Below are 22,633 nucleotides of genomic sequence, written 5' to 3'. Positions count from 1 at the left end.
CAAATCGACCGCCATGATCTTAAACGAATCATCAAATTTTCTATGCATCTCTACAAATTTAAAATTACTCCTTAAATCTGTCTCGCTCTAAAGGTAGCAACTCCACTGATGAGTTTTGCAGAACGCAAAGAACGTTTTATGGATTTTATGGGTTTGGGCGGACCGGCATCGCTAAGCCTAACTATTTTCGCTGAACTTTTCTGCTCTATATTGCTTATACTTGGCCTGGCTACCCGTTTGGCAACCATACCGTTGCTAATTACCGCTTTGGTCATCATGTCGGTTCATCATTGGGAGTTTTTTGGTGATCATGATCTGATTGTGGCGTTGCTCGTTGGCTATGTCGCTGTTTTATTGCTTGGTCCAGGTAGTTTTAGTTTGGACAAACTGATTGCTAGAAAGTAAGTGAGCTCCATTCACGTGCTATCCTGGCGTACTCCACACGACCTTCGTACTAAGGAAAAGCAAGGAAACACAGGGGGATAGTAAAAGGACAGTAAAAGAGAAGGTGGACCTAATGTGGATAAAAGGTGGACTTGACGTGGATTTTAGGTGGATTTAAACTTGTAAAGATGGGTGTTTTGTCTTGTGGCCTGTTGGTTAACAGCAATAAAGGGGAATCGTTTTACAAAAGTAACAAAAAAACTGCAAGTATTAAGCTTTTTAACTAATTTTGCTTCTGTGAGAAAATGGATGTCCATATTTTTTATGGTCGTAACCTTAACCGGTAGTACGGAACTAGGTCAGCTCTTACGTTTACCGATTTTATTTTGGCATTTTCACGAACATCAGGAAAGAGATGAGGCCATGACGTTTGTAGATTTTTTGAAATTGCATTATGAAACGGCGGATAATAAAAAAGAGTTTGACCCAAAGGATAGCAGCCTACCCTTTAAATCCTGCCAATGTGCACTAACGGCACATTTTGTAGCACTTCCTCCAACGACGCTCACGATGCCGCTGAAGCCGATAAGCTTATTTGCGACAACTATTCCACTGAGAAACGATAGCGAAAATCATTCTTCTTACCTCTCCAATATTTGGCAACCGCCAAAATTCGGTTAAGCTTTTTTCTTTATTCCAAATGCAGCAATAGGCAATAAGCCGTATGCTTTAAGCTATTTTGTATAGTATGCAAGGCTATATAATCGGTAAATGCTTATTGCTTAAAGCCTAAAGCGTAATGCTAGGCTTTACACTTTCTTTTAAATTCTGAAGCTTAACCATTTTTCTATGCTAAATAAGATTATTGCTTTTTCTATTCATAATAAACTAATCATTGGACTTTTTATGGTCGCTTTAATTGGCTACGGCGTATATGAGGTACAGCGTCTGCCTATCGATGCCGTGCCTGATATCACCAATAACCAAGTACAGGTGATCACACAAGCGCCATCCTTAGGTGCTACCGATATTGAGCGTTTGGTAACGTTTCCGATCGAGCAGGCTAACAGTAACATTGACGGCTTACAGGAGGTCCGTAGCTACTCGCGCTTTGGTTTATCGCTCGTAACCTTGGTTTTTGATGACGACGTCGATATTTATTGGGCCCGACAGCAAGTAGCAGAGCGCTTGCAGCAAGTACAATCGCAAATTCCTTCGGATATTGAACCGCCCGAATTAGGCCCGATCAGTACAGGCCTCGGTGAAGTGTACCAATATGTGATACGCCCGAAAAAGGGATACGAAGGGAAATACGATATAACAGCGCTACGCACGATGCAAGACTGGATTGTACGACGGCAATTGCTTAGTGTAAAAGGCGTGGCCGAAGTGAGTAGCTTTGGTGGCAAACTCAAGCAATTTGAGGTGGCGGTAGACCCCGCTAAACTGCAAGCCAATCAACTGACCATAAACGATGTGTTTACAGCCTTGGAACAAAATAATGCTAATACGGGTGGCGCTTATATCGATAAGGGAAATACCGTGCTTTACATCCGTAGCGAAGGACTCATTGGAAATTTGGAAGATATCGGTAACATTGCGATTAAACGCGTGGCGGGCATTCCGCTAACGGTTAAAGAAGTGGCTGATGTGCGTATCGGTCACGCCATTCGTTATGGCGCCTTGAACTACAATGATCAGGGTGAGGTGAGCGGTGCCTTGGTGCTAATGCTCAAAGGGGCAAATAGTAATGAGGTGATCCGCGCGATTAAAGAACGGGTAGCGCAGATCCAGAAAACCCTTCCTGAAGGGGTGGTCATCGAGCCTTTTTTAGACCGTACGAAAATGGTGAATAATGCCATTGACACGGTGAAACATAACCTAATGGAAGGTGCCTTGATTGTGGTTTTTGTGCTGGTGCTCTTTCTCGGTAACCTGCGTGCAGGCTTTTTGGTGGCTTCCGTTATTCCCCTGGCAATGCTGTTTGCCGTCATCATGATGAATGTATTTGGGGTGAGCGGTAACCTCATGAGCTTGGGCGCACTTGATTTTGGACTAATTGTAGATGGTGCTGTCATTATCGTTGAAGCGGTGATGCATCGTTTGTCACACTTGGGAAAATCGACTGGAATACAACGCTTCGGCAGATCGGAAATGGATAAGGAAGTGCAACAATCGGCCAGTAAAATGATGAACAGTGCGGTATTCGGACAAATGATTATCCTCATTGTGTACCTACCGATTTTGACCTTGACGGGGATTGAGGGCAAGATGTTCAAGCCGATGGCGCAAACGGTTTCTTTTGCCTTGATTGGTGCTTTTATCTTATCGCTAACCTATATACCCATGATGAGTGCGCTGGTATTGAAGAAGGAAGATGCGGTAAAGCAAAATTTTGCTGATCGCTTAATGGGTAAGGTAGAGGCTCGCTTCAAAAAGGCATTGCAGTGGGCACTGTTACGCACAAAGGCTATTTTGCTGGCGGTAATCTTCCTTTTTGTTGGAGCAGTGCTGCTATTCAGTCGCCTAGGAGGTGAATTTATCCCATCGATTGAGGAGGGCGACTTCGCCGTGGAAACACGGGTCATGACAGGCAGCAATCTACAGACAACATTGGGGAGCATCAATAAGGTTACCCATATCTTATTGCAACGTTTTCCGGAAATTGAAAAAATTGTCTCTAAAATTGGAAGTAGTGAAGTCCCAACGGAACCCTTACCGATGGATATGGGGGATATGATCATTAACCTCAAACCAAAGGATGAATGGACATCGGCTGCCTCTTTTAATGAATTGGCAGAAAAGATGGGGGCAGCGGCAGCGGAGGTGCCGGGTGTGTCAACGAGCTTTCAGTATCCGGTGCAGATGCGTTTCAATGAATTGATGACGGGAGCGCGGCAAGATGTCGTGTGCAAAATCTTTGGAGAAGACCTGGATACCTTGGCGCGCTATGCTCAACGCTTGGGGAATTTGGCAGGAGGCATTAAGGGTACGGCAGGCCTATATGTGGAGGCAGTAAAAGGTATTCCGCAGATTGCAATACAATATAATCGGGCCGCCTTAGCGCAATATGGTATTTCCGTAAGTGATTTGAACCGGATCGTTAATACGGCTTTTGCTGGTCAGGCAACCGGACAGGTGTTTGAGGGAGAACGTCGTTTTGATTTGGTGGTGCGATTGAAACAGGATCTACGGCAGCAACTGGAAGATGTGCAACACCTCTTGATTCCCCTGCCTTCGGGGATGCAAATTCCGTTAAACCAGCTTGCGGAGGTGTCCTTGCAGCCTTCCCCTAACCAGATTCAACGAGAAGATGCCAAACGACGGATTTTGGTGGGCTTCAATGTGCGGGGAAGGGATGTGGAAAGTGTGGTCAAAGAACTACAACAAAAGGTGAGCCAATCGGTCAAATTACCTGCAGGTTATTATGTGGTGTATGGTGGTTCTTTTGAAAACTTGAATGCGGCTAAGGCGCGTTTAAGTATTGCTGTGCCGGTAGCATTGGTATTGATTTTCTTGCTGCTGTATTTTGCGTTCGGTTCGATAAAGCAGGGCATTTTGATTTATACCGCCATTCCTTTATCGGCCATAGGAGGTGCCTTTCTTTTGGCAGCTCGGGGCTTACCTTTCAGTATCAGTGCGGGCGTGGGCTTTATCGCCTTGTTTGGAATTGCTGTACTGAACGGTATTGTGCTTATTGCCGAATTTAACCGGATTCGGACATCGGGGGTAACAGATCTGCGCCGGGTGGTGCTGCAGGGCGCCACAACACGTTTGCGGCCGGTGTTGATGACAGCCTTTGTGGCTTCATTAGGTTTTTTACCCATGGCCTTAAGCAACGGTGCCGGCGCTGAGGTACAGCGCCCCTTGGCAACGGTGGTGATTGGCGGACTGCTGTTGGCTACATTTCTTACCCTTTTTGTATTGCCTATGTTGTATATTTTGTTTGAACAGGGATTTAAAGGACTTCGTCAATTAAATCAACATAAAACACTGAATATCTTGATTTTTATTGGTATAATATTTTTGGGAGGTTTAACTAGTCCGCTTCAAGCGCAAGAGAAAATCTCACTGAAAGCAGCTATTGATACGGCATTAAAAAATAATAATCAGATAAGAAGTCGGGAACTCCTAATGGCGTATCAGGAGGCTTTGTCGAAGACGGCTTTCAGTGTACCGAAAACGGATATCACAGGGGAGTACGGGCAATTTAATAGTAACTACCGCGATAATCGTTTTACGATTAACCAACGCTTTGAATTTCCAACGGTTTACAGTCGACAAAAGCAGGTATACGAAGCAGGGTATCAGGCGGCAGTGGCAGGAAAGAAGTTAGAAGAGGCAGAGGTAGTTCGTTTAGTGACGCAGACCTACTATGCTTTTGCGTACGTAGAGGCAAAACAGCAGATTCTGATGGAGACGGATACGATTTATGCCGACTTTCTGCGTGTGGCTACCCTTCGACTGGAAACGGGTGAAAGTAATGCGTTAGAAAAGGCAAGTGCAGAAATGCAACGGACACAGATCCGGATTCAGCGCGAGCAGCTCAAGCATGATCGTAAGGCTTTGCAGGCACAATGGAACTGGCTCTTGCAGCTAAAACAGCCTTCACTTCCAGCGATCGATACGGGCAAACATCTGGCGGCCTTGGCAGACACGGTTCGAGGGGTAGCGCAGCACCCGCAACTGGAAGTCGCTAAGGAACAGGTGGTTTTAGCAAACGCAGAAACGCGTTTGGAACGTGCAAAATTATTGCCTGACTTGATGATGGGCTATAATAATACGAGTTTGATCGATGCTGGCACTTCTGGCGCAACACGGTTTCACTCGGGGCAGGTAGGGGTGGCTATTCCTTTATTTTTTGGATCGCAAAAGGCTCGCATTAAAGCTGCCGGCCAGAAGGAAGCATTGGCCACACAAGAAATGGATGCACTTCAGGCTTCGTTACAAACGCAATATCAACAGGTGTTAGAACAATATGCCCAAAACCGTATGGCCGTAAGGCAATATGAAGAAAATGCGCTACGGCAAGCGGCATTGATGCAGCAAGCGGCGAAATTACAGTACAGTGAGGGAGAAATCAACTTCATGGAGTGGACGGTATTGAATAATCAAGCCCTAGCGATTCGTACGGAGTATATCGATGCTGTGCGCAACTTGAATAATAGTATTATCACATTAAATTATCTTTCAACAAAATAAACATGCGTTATTTAATCACCTTAAGCGTATGGACGCTTTTATGGATTTATGGCTGCAGTAATGGTTCGTCTTCTAGTCCAACAGCAGCAGCAAGCAACGAAGAACAGATTGCCGAAACGGACAGTATAACCCGCATTACCTTAACGGCGGAACAACTGAAGAATACGGATTTAAAAGTGGGTGAGCTGGAAAAAAGGCCGATATCGGAAACGCTACAGGTTTTTGGAAAAATTGATGTTCCGCCACAGAACATGGTGTCAATCAGTATGCCTATGGGTGGGTATTTACGGACGACCAAGCTGTTACCGGGAATGCATGTGAACCGAGGGGAAGTGCTTGCCCGGATGGAAGATCAGCAATATATCCAATTGCAGCAAGACTACCTGACGACAAAGGCGCAGCTGGCTTCATTGGAGAAGGCTTATCAGCGACAGCTGAAGTTGAATACCAATCAGGCGGGGAGTGACAAGGCATTGCAACAAGCAGAGGCCGACTATAAAAGTGCACGTATCGCCCTACGGGCATTGGGGGAAAGGCTCCGTTTGATCAATATTAGTCCGGATCGTTTGGACGAGGACCATATTTCACGCAGTATTCAGGTGTTATCGCCCATCGACGGATTTGTAAGTAAAGTGAATGTGAATGTGGGGAAGTATGTCAATGCGGCTGAAGTGCTTTTTGAATTGGTTAATCCGGCAGATATCCACCTGAATCTGACCGTATTTGAAAAGGATTTGGATAAATTAAGCGTTGGTCAGGCAGTAAAGGCCTATACCAATAGTAATCCGCAGAAAAAGTATGACGCAGAGATCATTTTAATTAGTCGTGATCTGGACAGTGCCCATACGGCCGAAGTGCATTGCCACTTTGAATCTTATGACCCCAGTTTACGGCCGGGAACGTATATGAATGGGCAAATTGAGTTAGCCAATCAGCAGGCATACGTGGTACCATCAGAGGCTTTAGTGAGTAAAGATGGACAAGATTATGTTTTTTTGCAGGAAGGGCCAACTACTTTTCAGTTAAAAGCAGTAGATCAAGGTGCACGTGAGGAAGGCTATGTGCAACTGAAAACAATTGCGGGCATAGCGGGGAAAAAACTGGTTACGCAAGGCGCTTATGCCTTGTGGATGGAGATGAATAAGGATGGAGAGGAAGAGGAGTAAAATTCAGAAAAAAAGCTTAATTTTCTGCAATGCAAGAATACCTGCTTTTTGTCGATACGGAAACCACAGGTCTGCCCCGGAAATGGACGGCCGATTATGGCGTGCGGGATAATTGGCCTAGTGCGGTGCAGGTCGCTTGGGTGCTTTATACTCGTGATGGCCGTGAAATCAAGCGGGAAAATTTTTACGTCAGCGATAACGATGTGCCCATTACTAGTCGTGCGCAGGAAATTCATGGACTGGAACCTGTTTATTTGGCAAGGCATGGTGTACCGCGTCAATTGGTTATGCAACGCTTGGCAGAAGACCTAAACCAGTATCAGCCTTTGGTTATCGGTCATTTCGTTTTATTGGATTTTCATGTGCTAAATGCTGATTTTATGCGTTGTACTATAGCTTCACCATTGGAGAAGGCAAGGTTATATTGCACTATGTTGGCCAGTGTGAGGCATATCAAGAAACCTTGGAGGAAATACCTTCGCCTGAATGAATTATATCAAGAACTTTTTGGTAAACCCTTAGGTGCTATGCATCATGCTTTAGTAGATGCTGAAGCTACAGCGGCTTGTTTTTTTGAATTATGGAAGCGGGGCGAAATTGATGAAACAGCGGTGGCTGCGCAGCAACATCGATTGCGACAGGGGAGGGAATGCAACGCTACAGGAATAACAAGGCCATGGCAGTGGCTCCTTATTTTTGTGGTAGTATTAATGTTAATTGGGTTTGTTTTTCTAAGAAATTCCGCTTAGTAACAGAAATTCCGACTAAATATGGAAGATAAAAATTTGCTTATACACACGCCGGATGAACAGTATGTATTGTCGGAGCAAACCTATTCTAAAAAAATAAAAGAGCTGGCCTTCCGGGAAATCATCACCTGCAGGGAAACGACACCGGTATATGAGGCTGCGCAGCTAATGGCGGCAAATAAAGTAAGTTGCTTGTTTGTGACCAGCGAAAGCGGCGATATTAATGGTTTTGTAACGGATATTACTTTAAGGGATAACGTTATTGCACGCCAAGTGGATGTACGTCGGCCAATTTATTATGTGATGGACCGAGCCATTCGATCCATATCGGCAGAGACATATGCCTATGAAGCGCTATTGATGATGTACCAAACCAAATCGCGCTACTTGTTGGTTGAAGCGGATGGCAAATATGTAGGCTTTTTAAGTCGGAATAAGCTCATGTCCGAACAGGCGCAATCGCCCTTGGTGTTTATCCAATCGGTAAAACAAGCACGTACAAGCACAGAGCTTAAGGAGAAATGGGCCCGTGTGCCGTTTATGGTTGGACAGCTTTTGGCACAGGGTGTACAAGCGGAAATTGTCAATCAATTGATTACTGCAATTGCCGATACCATTGTCCAGAATGTAATAGAGGAGGTGTTGCTGGAAAAGGGTACTGCACCTTCAAAATTTGTTTTTATGGTATTAGGGAGTGAGGGGCGTAAAGAACAGACCTTGAAGACCGATCAGGATAATGCAATCATTTATGAAGACAAAGCGAATGAACATCGCGAGGCAGTACGGAAATGGTTTTTGGATTTTGCTGCAAAAGTCTCTGATCGTTTGAACGACATTGGTTTTGCCTACTGTACCGGTGGTTTTATGGCTAGCAATCCGCAGTGGACACATTCACTCTCGCATTGGAAAGCGAACTATAAACAGTGGATGGAGGAAGCCTTACCGGAAACGGCGATCAAGTTCTCTACCTTTTTTGATTGTCGGTTAATTTATGGTGACCGTGTCATCATGGATGAACTGCGCGAGTTCTTAGATGTGGAATTGCAACAACCGCTAGAAAAGTTTTTCGCATACCTCGCGAAGAATGCCCTCCAGTATGTGCCACCATTGGCCTTTTTTAAACCGATTAAAACAATAACGGTAGAAGGACGTGAAGTGTTTGATATTAAGAAAGCGATGACTCCTGTTGTTGATCTGGTACGTGTCTATGCCTTGCGGAATCGTATTTTTGTAGAAAATACGGGTGAACGGATGAAGTTATTGCGTGATATGGGGGTTTTCTCAGAAAAGCAATACCAAGAGCTGCATCTTTCCTACTATTATTTAATGGGAATGCGTTTAAAAAGCCAGTCGACTAAAATGATCGTCGGCAAGGGCCAACCGGATAATTACATCGATATCGAACAGCTGACACGCATTGAGCGGGTTACCTTGAAGGAAATTTTTAAGACAATCGAGAATTTCCAATCGGGCATCCGGATTAAGTTTACAAATAATCTGTTGGGATAGGCTTTTCGTTATGAGTTGCCAGTTGCGAGTTATGAGTTGTTGGTTGTTAGTATCAAGTAGCAAGACATATGTATCAAGACTTTTAGTAACGGTGGTAGCGGCAGCAGTATCTTTCTGCTTTCCGCTTTTGACTTTATCGCTTTCCGCTCTTATAACGTAAAACTCAATGGATAACAATACTTAAAAGTAAGGCTCCTATGAGTCCAACAACAGATACGATCGACTCCATCATAGACCAAGAACGTATAGTATCGCCAATACTCAAGTTAAAGTATTCTTTGAACAGCCAGAAACCGGAATCATTAACATGCGAAAAGGCCAGGCTTCCGGCGCCAACAGCAAGAACCATTAGGTTAGGATCCGTTCCGGTAGATTGGATTAAGGGTAAGATCATAGCTCCTGCGGTCAAACCTGCAACGGTGGCGGATCCTATGCAAATGCGGATAATAGCCGCCATTAACCAGCCCAAGGCTAGCGGTGGGATGGGTAATGTGCTGAAGTAGGCGGCGATTTCCTTGCTAACGCCGGTACTGGTAAATACCTGGCTAAGCGCTCCAGAACCCGCAATAATAAGGATGATGGTTGCAACATCTTTAATGGCTTGTGTACAATGCGATAGGAGGATATCCATTTTCTGGCGCTGTAAAACACCTAAAGAAAACAATGCATAGAAAAAGACGATCATCAAGACCACAGAGGGCGCGCCGATAAACGTAAATAGTTGATGCAGCGGACTGCTCGGAGGAAAGGCATGTTGGGTATAAGCGCTTAGCATTAAAAGAATGACGGGCAGCAATGCGGTGAAAAAGCTGTTAAAGGTGCCCGGAAGCTCATCTTCCGATAAATCATCAGCCACAAAAGTATCTAAAGGTTGAGCTGGGATTTTCTTCAAAAATTGTGCAAATAGCGGACCGGCAATGATGATTGCTGGAATAGCTAATATAAAACCGTAAATGAGTGTGAGCCCCATATTGGCATGAAATAAAATGACTAAAGCAGAAGGGGATGGATGGGGTGGAAGAAAACCATGGGTAACCGATAAGGCGGCCAACATGGGTAGACCAATATAAACAGCAGGTAATTTATATTTATAGACCACCGAGAAAATAAGCGGCACCATTAACACAAAACCGACCCCATAAAACAGTGGGATGCCAATAATGAAACCTACGACCATCATCGCCCATTGAATTTTCCGTTCCCCCACAAGGTTCATCATCGTTTGTGCAATGCGTTGGGCAGCACCACTTACCGCGATGATTTTGCCAAACATGGCACCAAAAGTGATTAAGATCAATAACGACGATAAGATATCACCAATACCCTTTTCGATGGCTCCGGGAATTTTAGCTAACGGTAATCCCAGTAGAAGTGCGGCACATACCGATGCAACTAAAAAGGCAGGAAAGGGATGAATCTTACAGGCATTAATGAGCAGAATTAAGACAATGAGAGATAAGGCAATAGACAATAGGGTCATAGCTCGTTTTTTTATACTTGGTTAACGGCAAGATACTATAAATGTTTTATGTACAAAAATGAGGTGGTGAATTTTGTATGAGGAGATGGATAAAAAAAGGCGCCTGATAAAGGCGCCTTAAGTAGTTAACGTTGACTTTTAATAGCCAGGGTTTTGTTTTAAGTTGGGATTGATGGCTATTTGGGTATTCGGAATAGGATATAGCTCTTTGTTTGCATCACCTGTAGCCTTATGATCCCACCAAGAAGTAGTCGTAAACTTACCGAAACGAATCAGGTCTGTACGTCTTTTACCTTCAAAGATAAATTCACGTCCGCGTTCAGCCAATAATTCATCTAGTGTTAAAGTAGCAGTGGTATACTGTGCCTTTGGCCAGTCTGCATCAGAGAAAGCGCGCTTTCTGCTATCATTAATAAGGGTTACGGCTTCTTGTGTGGCGGTACCGCCATTTTTGCGCATCAGGGCTTCCGCTTTATCAAAATAAAGCTCGGTTAAGCGGTAAATCATATAATGGTTTTCCCGATAATTATCATCGGTTATTCTACCGGCTACGTATTTATTGAAACGTGCACCGCTGTTTTCTTCGCCTTCTGCCATGCTGCCCTCGCTGGTCGTATCGCCTTTACTTTCTCGTCGGATACTATTCACGAATACAATGGGTTTGCCGCTATATTCTTCCGTACCTAGTACGGGCGTTTTCGTGCCATATTTGTACTGTGGTCCGAACAAAAACCATTCTTTTTTGCGCAAGTCATTATTTGCATAAGCATTAAAAGCGGAGGGTACGACTACAAAAGCGTTCCATCCACTATAGCCTACATCTAGTACTGCCTGCATATAATCGTAACCCATGAAAAAACCACTCCAATCGAAAGCGAACCCCCCTTTTTGACTGAATGCAAATTGAAAAAGCGCTTCAGTAGCCTCTTGGTTAGTATTGCTAAAGGTGGCTTTTAAATTTGTGGCTAATTTAGGTCCACCACCCAAACCACCAGCTTCACCATTGATGACCTTGTCGCATGCAGCAATACATTCATCCCACATCGGTTTCCCGGCCCATTTCTCGGCATTTAGATATAATTCAGCCAGCATGGCATATCCGGCAGCTTGATTAACACGACCAATTAACTCTGGAGAAAGTTTTGCCAAAGTGGGAACATTTTCCTCTAGCTCCTTTTGCACATAAGCAAAAACTTCTGCTCTGGGTTTGGTTTCCGGATTGGTGATTTCATCGGTAACCTCTTCCACAATCGGCACATTACCCCAAAGATCCATAATCCGCATGTAATGATAGGCGCGGAGTACCTTCAGTTCAGCAATGACCTGGTTAAATTCCGTTTCTTCCATACCTACTTCTTCAAATGTCTTTGTCTGAATTCTATTCAGTGCATTATTGACATATTGAAGGCCTGTCCACATACCAATCCAGGTATCGCGCAAGCGGGTTTCGTTATCATTCCACGTATGGTAATGTTGACGAAAATGGTCGCCCGCATCATAACCATTCCGGCCTTTTTGTGGCCAGGCAAGCTGATCTGCCGAGAGTTCGGAATGGTAATAGTAACCATTTCCTCCTGTTGGTGCCAACCAGGACTGCATATGTGTCATTGGTCGGATGGCTGCCTGAAGAATTTCTCTTCGATTATTGTAGAAATCTTCGTCTTTGATTTCGCTATATGGACTTTCATCCAATTTGGTACACGCTTGGTAACCTAATGCGGAAAAACCAAGTGCGGTTATATATATTGTCTTTTTGATTAGTTGTTTCATCAGTCTTGAAAATTAAAATCCAACATTAACTCCTAAAGTGAATGATCGTGTACGTGGATAAAAGCTTCTACTATCAATACCTGTAGTAAAACCAGTATCTTGCAGCTCCGGATCCAAGCCACTGTATCCGGTAAAGGTGGCCAAGTTTCTACCTGAGGCATAAACGCGAAGATTACGGATATAATTCGTGTTTAATTTAAAGGTATATCCGAGCGTAACATTATCTAGCTTGATAAAATCGCCCTTTTCTAAATAGTAATCGGAGTATTGTGGGTCATCATTAATCTGATTATGTTTGGTAACGGCGCTTTTAAAGATGTTTCTCGGTAAAAACTTCTTGTTTCCGAAATACAATTCTTGGGTATTCAGAATATCAAAACCCAGTTTCCCTCTGAAAAGTACGGTTAAGTCGAAATTTTTATAACGAAGCGAGTTATTCAAGGATACGTTAAATTTGGGAACGCCGTTTCCAATAATAGTCAGGTCGTCATTATTCATTTCACTCGCCAAACCAGTGCTTCCATCGGCTTTGTAGAAAAGCCACTTCCCATCATCAGTGAAGCCAGCGAAACGTTTCCCGTAAAAGTTACCTACTTTTCCGCCTTCTTCCAAACGTATGGTGTTACCTAGCGCACCTGGCGAAGGAAGCCCGCCAAATTCCAAGTAGTTCGCTTGGAAAAGGTCGCTCGAGAGTTCTTTCAATCGATTGCTCTGATAGCTGCCCGCAAAATCGATGTTCCAAGTAAATTTGTCATTCTTAATGGGTGATCCACTCAGTACTAATTCAATACCTTTGTTGGTAATAGACCCAACATTGGTCAGTATTTTATCGCGTACAAAGGCTGGTTGCTGTGCATTATAATCATAAAGCAAGTCGGTAGTTAGGCGATTATACGCATCGATGCTACCCGATAACCGATTGTTCAAGATCGCAAAGTCTACACCAAGGTTCCATTCCGTTTTTTTCTCCCAACGTAAATTTGGATTGGCATTTCGAGATGGACCAAAGGTTTGGAAATAGGTGCCATCCATTAAATAGGTACCTCCTGTGCTTAAGGTGAGTAGTGATTGGTAATTGGCAATGTCCTGATTACCGGTTACACCAAAGCCAGCCCTCAATTTTAAGTTATTGAAGAAGTTGTTATCTTTCATGAAATCTTCTTCACTAATGGTCCAACCTAAGGATGCGGCAGGGAAATTACCCCATTTGTTATTGGCTCCAAAGCGACTAGAGCCTTCGTGTCGTAATACCACTTGTGCCGAATACCGACCCAGATAAGAATAATTCACGCGTCCAAAAAAGGCAACTAACGTATTGTCGTCTTTAAAGCTGCCCATACCGGGTTTTGGTAAGCTGGTATTATTTAATGCACCCCCTCCACCAAGGTCCCAATCAAGCATAGCGTCGTTGGTGAAACCATTGTTGTTTACGTTGAATTTTTCCAGGGTATTGTATTGGTAACTATAGCCTGCCGTTGCATTGATGGAATGATCATCGGCAATAGTAGTGGTATAATCGATGGTGGATTCAAAGGTTCTTGACCAAGTAAGGTAGTTTGCTTTTGCGGCATAGCCAAAACCTTGATATTGTCCTTCTGGCCGTTGATCCCAATCGGCAGTGGAACGATACCTGCGATCATTATATTCGTCTCGTACATAAGAGCCAAATGCTGATACCTTTAAACCGTCCATGATATTATAGGTGAATCGGGCGTCTCCACTAATGGTGGATTGATCGCGCATAAAAATACGATTGGCTAAGCGAGCTAGGGGATTGTAATTATCAAATCCCTGTACCTCTAAAAATGAGCCGTCAGGATTGTATATCGGTGCTGTAGGGTTACGTTGAATGGCTTGATCAAAGTCAGATCCGGTTGTGGTTCCGTAATCAGCAGATGCCAAATCGTCGTTTATTCCACCACCTAATAGATTGGCTTTACTGATGTTAGCAGCAAGGTTAAACTGCATTTCCAAATGATCTTGAAAACCTTTTTGATTAACATTGATACGACCGCCGAACTGCCGTTTGGTATTTTCCTTGGCTATTCCCTGTGCATCGTTAAAAAAAACCGATGCCCGGTAGTTTGACTTCTCCGTTCCGCCCGAAGCTGCAAGGTTATGGTAATGACTAAAGTTGTCTTTTTTCAAGAGCTCTTCATACATGTCCGTTGATCCGCCAAGATCCAGGCTCTTATCTATAATGCCTTGATCAATAAGACTTCTAAAATCACTAGCCGTCATATAATCAGGCTTTTTTGCCACCGATTCATGTTGAATATACGATGAATAGTCATATCGAGGCTCGCCTGCTTTACCCTTCTTTGTGGTAATCAAGATGACGCCGGCATTTGCGCGGGTTCCGTAAATGGCTGCAGCCGACCCGTCTTTCAGTACCGAGAAAGATTCAATGTCATCTTGTTGCAAGAGGTCTAGGTTTCCGCCTGGAATACCGTCAATAACGACTAATGGTGCCGTTCCGCCTTTTAAAGAGTTGATACCACGAAGTTGAATCGAACTCTTGGAATTGGGATTATTCCCTTGTGTACGCGTGATATTCAAACCCGCTACTTTACCTTGGATAAGGTCCATTGGTGATCGTGAACCACCGGAATTAAAGTCTTCGGATTTTACATTGGCCACCGCAGAGTTGATTTCGTTTCGTTTTTGGGTACCATATCCTACGACGACAACTTCCTCTAAGTTATTGCTCTCTTCTCTTAATGCTAAGTTAATAGTGGTTCGGTTACCTACCGCTTGTTCGGTACTTATATAGCCGATATAGCTAAAAACCAATACGTCGTTATTGGCTGCTTCTATTTGAAAGCGTCCATTTTCGTCAGTCGTTACACCTTTAGTAGAGCCTTTGATTAATACGGATACTCCCGGTAGAGGAGCTTGATCCGTAGCGCTGGTTACCGTTCCGGTGATGGTTTGTTGCTGAACATTAACGGATGGAATGGTTTTAATCTTCATGGATCCAAAAGCTTGGATCGGTGATAGACCAAACGGACCTCCAATACCCATTAACACGGCCAAACTCCCAGTTAAGGCCATGTTCCTCATGTGTCTGTTTTTTTGATTAGTCATAGATGTCAATTATTCATTCAATTGTAGATGATTTTTAATGGCAAAAACCTTCCATGCCGAGCAAAACAGCTTAGCAGAAGGTTTAAGCATAAATTAAATGGAAATCGATTAGTGATGAACTCAGCTAAACGGTTTTAGTTTGAGATGCAAAAAAGATGTGTTCATGTTTTCAAGGTGTTTGTGTTTGTTAAAAAATGTTAATTAGGGGGCTAACTTCACAATAAAAAAGTTAATATCAAAGTACTTTTTTAAAAAAAGGCTTTTTGGAATGATCGCCAACGGTATTTTTACAAAGTAAAAAGTTTAAAAAAACACGTATTTCTTTTACTTTAATCTTATCTTTATCGCAAACCTTATCATCATTTAGTAAATTGCATGAAAAGAAATCGAATCTCTATTAAAGATATATCAAAGGCTTTAGGACTTTCCAATACAACTATTTCCTTTATTTTAAATGGTAAAGCAGAAGAGATGCGCATTAGTGCCCAAGTTGCTGAAAAAGTGTTAGCCTATGTAAAGGAAGTGGGATATACACCAAATTATCTAGCTAGGGGATTGGTTACCGGAAAAACCAATACGATCGGATTTATCGTGGAAAGTATTGGCAATCCCTTTTTCTCCCAAATTGCGTCTTTAATTGAAGAACAAGCTTATAACAGCGGCTATAAGATCATCTATAGCAGTACTAATGGAAAGCAGGAAAAGGCTCTGGAATTAATTCGCATGTTTAGGGATCGTGGAGTAGATGGTTATATTATTTGTCCGACAGATGGTTTGGCAGAGGAAATTAAGCAGCTGCGAGAAGAGAATAGATCGATTGTGCTCTTTGACCGTTATCTACCATCAGTTGTAGCACACTATATTGGTATTGATAATGAGCGGGCAATGTATGAGGCTTGTAAGCATCTGGCGGATGGGGGTAAGAAAAATATCGCTATGGTGACAACTGATTCTGAGCAAACACAAATGATTAGCCGACTGGCGGGGTATCAGCGTTTGTTAAAGGAGACGGGATTACAAAGCCATGTGTTACAGGTTCCTTATGATGATATTAAACAACGTTTGCAGCCTGATTTTGAGAGTTTTATAAAAAACAATCCAACTATAGATGCCATTTGCTTTGCTACCAATTATCTAGCTATCGGTAGCTTGGAGATTATGCGTAACCTGCATATTTCCATTCCCGATCAGATTTCGGTAGTCGCTTTTGATGATAATGAGGTCTTGCGTTTGTTTCAACCGGGTATCACGGCGGTTGAACAACCCTTGGAAGAAATGGCTAAGTTAATCATAGATCGTTTGCTATTAGACCTGAAGCTAGGGAAGGTGACCGAAAAAACGGTTCATAAGGAACTGCCTGCTCGCCTAATTATCAGAGCTTCTTCGTTATAATCTAAGGTTTTCAAGGGTACGGCAGATTTCCGTTCAGACAAACGAGATAGCTCGATTCTTTCACTTTAGTCGGAATGATACACTTTTTAAAAAACGAACAACTTTCAGTGAGTAGCTCATGGTTTTTGTCGTGCACTTGGCTCCCAACGGGGAATATCGATATCAAAACCAAATAGGTCTAAAGCGCGAGCAACAGTATGGGTAATCATTTCATCTATCGATTGCGGGTGCATATAGAATGCTGGTACGGGTGGCATAACGATACCTCCCATTTCCGTTACCTGAAGCATGGTTTTGATATGTCCCGTATGTAGAGGGGTCTCCCGAAATAATAGAACCAATTTACGCCTCTCTTTTAACGTAACATCTGCAGCTCTTGATAATAAGGAACTGGTAACACCCGTGGCTATTTCGGACATGGTTTTTACAGAACAAGGTGCAATCAACATTCCCATCGTTTTAAATGATCCACTAGCTATAGCTGCACCCACATCGGCCAAAGAATAAACGTTATTAGCCAACGATATGATCGATTGGTGATGGTATACAGTTTCATAACTCCGAACCAGCTCTGCTGCTTTGCTGATAACCAAATGGGTCTCTATATCTAATTGTTGGAGCAATTCTAACGCCCTTATGCCATACTGAATACCTGTAGCACCACTAATACCAACAATAATTCGTTTTTTATCTTTCATTACCTAATTCGCTTAGCCTATTGCTCCGATTGATAGCCAACCAAATAAATGGTTGAGCTACCAAAGATAATAAAATGCTTTTTGCTGCTATAATCTAAAAATAGCAAGGTATTGAAAATAAAAATGATTATCTGGATGAATACCTAAATGGGAACGTGGAAATAGATTCTTCCACTGCGGTCGAGCTGACGTCTTTAAGCCCTTTGGCTAATTTACCTGTCATATAAGAATATGATGATTATCTAGTAGATTATTTAGGGTCAAAATAATATATTACCTCTATAAAAACAAGCTCTTGATGGCAGAGGAGAGACCGATAAATACATGTGATATGCAACGCGATTATATTGCATATAAAAAGTTATTTATCTAAGTTTACGCTCAGCGGATCAGACAGCAAATTAGTGTTACTAACCTCTGACTTATACAATGAACCGTCCGTGATAAATCTGCCGGCTGGCGGATTTATCACACAAGGAAATGTAAATTTATTCACGGATTTTAAATATTCAATTGATGTTCATGAGCCCTTCGAGGTTTAAACATGGCAAGCTCCATCTAACTGATGGATAAAAAATTATTTGCAAATGAAAAGAAAAGAATTTATTCGGAAGACCCTTATTGGAGCAGCAGGGATCACCATTTTGCCAAGGCACGTATTGGGTGGACAAGGATTTCTAGCGCCCAGCGATCGTATTAACCTAGGTTTTATTGGTACAGGAAAACAAAGCCGCCATCTATTGGGCGCCATCAGTAGTTGTCCGGAAACAATCGTTTTGGCCGCTAGTGACGTAGACCAGCGAAAATTGCAAAACTTTATTACAGCTGCTTTGGGTGAAAATAAAAAGAAAACCAATGCTAAAGTGGATAGTTATGGTCACTATCGCGAATTGTTGGAAAGAAAAGATATTGATGCCGTGGTTATTGCCTCACCGGATCACTGGCATGCACAAATGGCGGTAGATGCGGCCAAAGCTGGGAAAGATATTTACTGCGAGAAACCCTTGGCGCTGACTATCGCGGAAGGCCGGGCAATGGTGGATGCTGCTAGGAAATACAAACGCGTATTTCAAACCGGTAGTATGCAACGGTCATCAAAGGTTTTTCGGGATGCAGCAAACTTAGTAAGCAATGGTTATATTGGCGCAATTAAAGAAATTAACGTATCCGTAGGTAAACCGGTTATGGCCTGTGATTTACCGTCTATGCCCACACCTGATTATTTAGATTGGAACAATTGGATAGGCCCTTCCTTGTATCGTGCTTATCATCCCGTATTATCACCTCCTCTTGGCGATGAGAGTTGGGCCGGGTGGCGTAATTATCGTGATTTTGGCGGAGGATATATTACGGATTGGGGCGCGCATATGTTTGATATTGTACAATGGGCCCTAGGGATGGACAATGCTGGTCCGGTAGAATTCGTTCCGCCCGAGCAACCAATGGCTGAGGAAGGCTTGTATTTTCGATATGCCAATGGCGTTCGGGTAAATCATAAAAATTGGGGTGTTGGTAATGGTATCCAATTTGTGGGTGAAGAAGGAACCATTGAGGTGACCCGAGAGTTTATACGATCTACACCGGAAGGATTAGTAAATACGGAGCTGAAATCTTCTGATAAAAAAGTATACCACAGCGATAACCATTATCAAGATTGGATCGATGCTATTAAAAAGCGATCAAAGCCGATTGCTGATGTAGAAGTTGGGCATCGCACGGCTTCGGTATGTAATGCGGTAAATATCGCTTATGAGCTGCAACGACCATTGCAATGGAATCCTAAGAAGGAATTATTTGAAGATGTTTACGCCAACAAATTGGTGTCAAGGCCTTATCGGGGTAAATGGGATTATACCGATTTTTAAGATCGACTTTTATGAAGAAGATGACCATCCCTAAACCGCTTCAGGCTTTTGCATATTCCCTGTTGATGTGCTGTAGCGTAAACACCGTTATTGATGCACAAGAAATAGCCGCTTATAAGAATCCGGCCTTATCACACGAAGAACGGGCGGAAGATTTGTTGAAACAGCTTAGGTTGGAAGAGAAGGTTAATTTATTAGGTTACCAAAATAAGGCGGTGCCCCGCTTGGGAATCCCTGCCTACAACTGGTGGAACGAGGCGCTTCATGGTGTAGCTCGAGCAGGCGAAGCAACCGTATTTCCTCAGGCCATCGGTATGGCGGCTACATTTGACGATACCTTGCTGCAAACCGTGGCCGATGCTATTTCCACGGAAGCAAGAGCAAAATTCAATATTGCTGATGAGCAAGGGGCACATCGGCAATATTTCGGTTTAACCTTCTGGTCACCAAATATCAATATTTTCCGAGATCCACGTTGGGGAAGGGGGCAGGAAACGTATGGAGAAGATCCTTACCTTACCGGAAGGATGGGGACGGCTTTCGTTCACGGGCTTCAAGGAAATGATCGACAGCACTTAAAGGCAGCAGCTTGCGCTAAACACTTTGCGGTGCACAGCGGACCAGAAAAGGGAAGGGGATCGTTTAATGCGATAGTAACAACCAAAGATTTACGGGAAACGTATCTACCTGCTTTTAATGATCTGGTAAATGCGGGGGTTGAAACGGTAATGGGTGCCTACAATCGGGTAAATGGCGAACCATGTAATACCAGTAAAACCCTTATTGGGATCTTGCGAAAGGAATGGGGATTTAAAGGCCACCTGGTGACGGATTGTGGTGCTCTGGATAATATATGGCACGACCATAAGGCTATTCCCACGCGCATTGAGGTGGCGGCGGAAGCGATTAAAAGAGGGGTTAATTTGGATTGTTCTACACTTTTGCAAGAGGAATTAATGGAGGCTTTTAAGCAAAAATTAGTGACGGAAAAAGAGGTAGATCAAGCGCTGAAGCCCTTATTGTTGACCCAACTGAAATTGGGGTTTTATGATGATCCAAAAGCTTCTCCCTATGCCAACTATGGAGTAGACAGTATCCGAAACGTATACCATGTAAACCTTGCACGAGAAATGGCCCGCAAAAGTATGGTGCTGCTAAAAAATGAAAACCAGGTGCTTCCGCTTGCTAAGCAGCAGCTAAAAAGCATTTTCGTGACAGGACCAGGCGCTTTTAATGCCGATGTGCTCTTAGCCAACTACCGCGGAATGTCTAGTAATTTAGTAACTTTTGCGGAAGGGATAAGTAAAAGTGCGGGGCCAGGCGTTGCGGTAAAATATGAGATGGGCTGTACCTTGGACGATACGGTACACTTTGGTGGAATTAATAATGCCCAAGAAAGTGATGTAACCTTGGCCGTGATTGGCCTCAGTCCGCTGATGGAAGGAGAAGAAGGTGATGCTTTCCTTTCCAGAAATGCTGCCGACAAGCTGGATTTGAGTTTCCCAATGGCGCATGTAGCTTTCTTAAAAGCCCTACGAGCAGCTACTAAAAAACCAATTATTGCCGTCGTAACGGGGGGAAGTGCACTGGATATGGCGCAAATTGAACCTTATACCGATGCCATTATTATGGCATGGTATCCGGGTGAGCAGGGGGGAAATGCACTGGCTGATTTGGTTTTTGGTGATTATTCGCCTTCAGGTAAATTACCAGTCACATTTTACCAATCGGTAAAGGATTTACCCGATTATCGAAATTACAATATGACCGGTAGAACCTATCGTTACTTTCAAAAACCAGTGCCCTATCCGTTTGGGTATGGCCTAAGCTACACCAACTTTAGTTATCAGTGGAATAAGCAGCCCGAAAAGCGTTATCGTAAAGCCGATACGTTGAGGTTTGCAGTAACGATTGCAAATACTGGTGCTTATGCGGGTGACGAAGTGGTACAAGCCTATATCCAATATCCACAACTTCCGGGTATGCCTTTTAAGGAATTGAAACAATTTAAGCGAATTTCCATACCAAAAGGTGGTCAACAACAGGTGCAGCTGGAAATACCCCTGGAAAAGCTTCAAAAATGGAACGAAAAGAAGCAAGCTTGGGAATTATATCCAGGGAACTACGAATTGGTGTTGGGCGAAGATGCACAAGATGCAAAATTAACGGCATCTTTTCAGGTTCATTAATAGTAGTGGGATCCATCAAAATATTCCGATATTGAACCTGCTCTAAGAATTTTGTTGTGTAGCTATATTAAAAATAATATCATGATTAATTTACCCTTGTACTTGCCACGAAAAAAGCATACCAAAGTAGGTAATATACTCGCCGTCGATATTGGAGGTACCAAAACCAGTTTAGGTCAATTTGAGCTTAAGAAGGGAGAACTCAAGTTAATACAGGAAACCACTTATCCGTCAAAAGACTTTTCTTCATTTGATGTACTGTTAGATCGGTATTTAGAAGAGCAGGCTGTTGGTACGTTCGATATCTTGAGTATTGGTGTGGCGGGTCCAGTCGTAAACAATAAAGTAGAGCTTACGAATTTATCGTGGAACATCGATGCCGAATTGATCAAACAGCATCGTAAAATTGCTCATGTTTGTCTGCTGAATGATTTGGAGGCTACCGCTTATGGTTTGGTTGGAATCGAACCGGATGATTTAGCACCTATTCGCGTAGGCATGCAGCAAGCAGGCAATATGGCTATCCTCGCTCCTGGAACGGGCTTAGGTGAAGCAGGGTTATTTTGGGACGGATCGTTCTATCGCCCATTTGCCACAGAAGGAGGACATAGTGAGTTTTCCCCACGTACGGAAACGGATATCGCTTTGTTTCATTATTTACGGCAAGAAACACCGCTAATCAGTTGGGAACAGGTGATTTCCGGAGATGGTATTTATCGAATTTATCGTTTTTTACGTGACGTAAAAGGGTATCGGGAGCCATCGTGGTTGCAGGAAAAACTGGCTACCGAAAACCCCGCGGCCGTGATAAGCCACACCGCGATGCGTGAATTGAATGATACGTGTGTGCAGACCATGCACCTTTTTGTGACCTATATGGCTCGAGAGGCCTCCAGTTTAGTGCTTAAACTGAAAGCTACCGGTGGATTGTTTTTGGGTGGTGGCATACCGCCAAAAATCTACCCTTTGTTACGAAGTGAACTATTTTTGCAACAATTTACGCAAAGTGATCGTATGGATAAGCTGTTGCAAGATATTCCCATCTATGTAACATTGGATAGCAAGGCGGCTTTGATAGGGGCAGCGTACTTTGGGGCTTTTGGAAATCGGGAGGATGAACGATAGGGTACGCCCAAACTGAA

General features: G+C 43.3%; 14 protein-coding genes. 10 read left to right on the top strand and 4 right to left on the bottom strand.

What is annotated here, in order from left to right; genetic code table 11:
- The first annotated feature begins 108 nt into the window (after positions 1-108).
- The 6 genes from ABD930_RS10800 to ABD930_RS10775 all read left to right on the top strand — a co-directional run bounded on the left by ABD930_RS10800 (position 109) and on the right by ABD930_RS10775 (position 9,010).
- Positions 109-405: a DoxX family protein gene (locus ABD930_RS10800; RefSeq protein ID WP_345231727.1), complete on the top strand. Its 297-nt coding sequence runs from the start codon at positions 109-111 to the stop codon at positions 403-405.
- 288 nt (positions 406-693) lie between these two features.
- Complete coding sequence (locus ABD930_RS10795; RefSeq protein WP_345231726.1) at positions 694-1,065, top strand: hypothetical protein; 372 nt, start codon at positions 694-696, stop codon at positions 1,063-1,065.
- Positions 1,066-1,233: 168 nt separating this feature from the next.
- Positions 1,234-5,586 carry a CusA/CzcA family heavy metal efflux RND transporter gene (locus ABD930_RS10790; RefSeq protein WP_345231725.1) on the top strand — a complete coding sequence of 1,451 codons (4,353 nt, stop codon included), beginning with the start codon at positions 1,234-1,236 and terminating at the stop codon, positions 5,584-5,586.
- A 2-nt stretch (positions 5,587-5,588) separates the two neighbouring features.
- A complete protein-coding gene (locus ABD930_RS10785; RefSeq protein WP_345231724.1) occupies positions 5,589-6,752 on the top strand; it encodes an efflux RND transporter periplasmic adaptor subunit in 1,164 nt (387 codons plus the stop codon).
- A gap of 29 nt (positions 6,753-6,781) precedes the next feature.
- On the top strand, positions 6,782-7,501 hold the full coding sequence (locus ABD930_RS10780) for a 3'-5' exonuclease (RefSeq protein WP_345231723.1): 720 nt from the start codon (positions 6,782-6,784) through the stop codon (positions 7,499-7,501).
- A 21-nt stretch (positions 7,502-7,522) separates the two neighbouring features.
- Positions 7,523-9,010 (top strand): DUF294 nucleotidyltransferase-like domain-containing protein, encoded by a 1,488-nt coding sequence (locus ABD930_RS10775; protein ID WP_345231722.1) that lies wholly within the window; start codon positions 7,523-7,525, stop codon positions 9,008-9,010.
- Positions 9,011-9,173: 163 nt separating this feature from the next.
- Here ABD930_RS10775 and ABD930_RS10770 read toward each other — a convergent pair whose 3' ends face one another.
- The 3 genes from ABD930_RS10770 to ABD930_RS10760 form a co-directional block, all read right to left on the bottom strand.
- Positions 9,174-10,490 carry a gluconate:H+ symporter gene (locus tag ABD930_RS10770; protein ID WP_345231721.1) on the bottom strand — a complete coding sequence of 439 codons (1,317 nt, stop codon included), beginning with the start codon at positions 10,488-10,490 and terminating at the stop codon, positions 9,174-9,176.
- 138 nt (positions 10,491-10,628) lie between these two features.
- Entirely contained in the window at positions 10,629-12,260 is a 1,632-nt protein-coding gene (locus ABD930_RS10765) for a RagB/SusD family nutrient uptake outer membrane protein (RefSeq protein WP_345231720.1), read from the bottom strand.
- Between the two features lie 12 nt (positions 12,261-12,272).
- Complete coding sequence (locus ABD930_RS10760; protein ID WP_345231719.1) at positions 12,273-15,323, bottom strand: SusC/RagA family TonB-linked outer membrane protein; 3,051 nt, start codon at positions 15,321-15,323, stop codon at positions 12,273-12,275.
- A 399-nt stretch (positions 15,324-15,722) separates the two neighbouring features.
- Here ABD930_RS10760 and ABD930_RS10755 point away from each other — a divergent pair, with 399 nt between their 5' ends.
- The gene (locus tag ABD930_RS10755) at positions 15,723-16,739 is read left to right on the top strand and encodes a LacI family DNA-binding transcriptional regulator (protein WP_345231718.1); all 1,017 of its coding nucleotides are present in this window, start codon (positions 15,723-15,725) and stop codon (positions 16,737-16,739) included.
- A 116-nt stretch (positions 16,740-16,855) separates the two neighbouring features.
- On the opposite strand, the gene ABD930_RS10750 is transcribed toward ABD930_RS10755, so the two are convergent.
- A complete protein-coding gene (locus ABD930_RS10750) occupies positions 16,856-17,437 on the bottom strand; it encodes a UbiX family flavin prenyltransferase (RefSeq protein ID WP_345231717.1) in 582 nt (193 codons plus the stop codon).
- 587 nt (positions 17,438-18,024) lie between these two features.
- On the opposite strand from ABD930_RS10750, the gene ABD930_RS10745 reads away from it, so the two are divergent.
- From ABD930_RS10745 to glk, 3 genes are all read left to right on the top strand, one after another.
- Positions 18,025-19,302, top strand: a complete 1,278-nt coding sequence (locus tag ABD930_RS10745) for a Gfo/Idh/MocA family protein (RefSeq protein ID WP_345231716.1) — start codon at positions 18,025-18,027, stop codon at positions 19,300-19,302.
- 11 nt (positions 19,303-19,313) lie between these two features.
- Complete coding sequence (locus ABD930_RS10740; protein WP_345231715.1) at positions 19,314-21,491, top strand: glycoside hydrolase family 3 C-terminal domain-containing protein; 2,178 nt, start codon at positions 19,314-19,316, stop codon at positions 21,489-21,491.
- A gap of 81 nt (positions 21,492-21,572) precedes the next feature.
- Positions 21,573-22,616 (top strand): glucokinase, encoded by a 1,044-nt coding sequence (gene glk, locus ABD930_RS10735; protein ID WP_345231714.1) that lies wholly within the window; start codon positions 21,573-21,575, stop codon positions 22,614-22,616.
- Positions 22,617-22,633 lie beyond the last annotated feature (17 nt).

The sequence above is a fragment of the Olivibacter ginsenosidimutans genome, from assembly GCF_039542865.1.
Lineage (GTDB): Bacteria > Bacteroidota > Bacteroidia > Sphingobacteriales > Sphingobacteriaceae > Olivibacter > Olivibacter ginsenosidimutans.
This window is presented reverse-complemented; position numbering and strand designations above follow the sequence as displayed.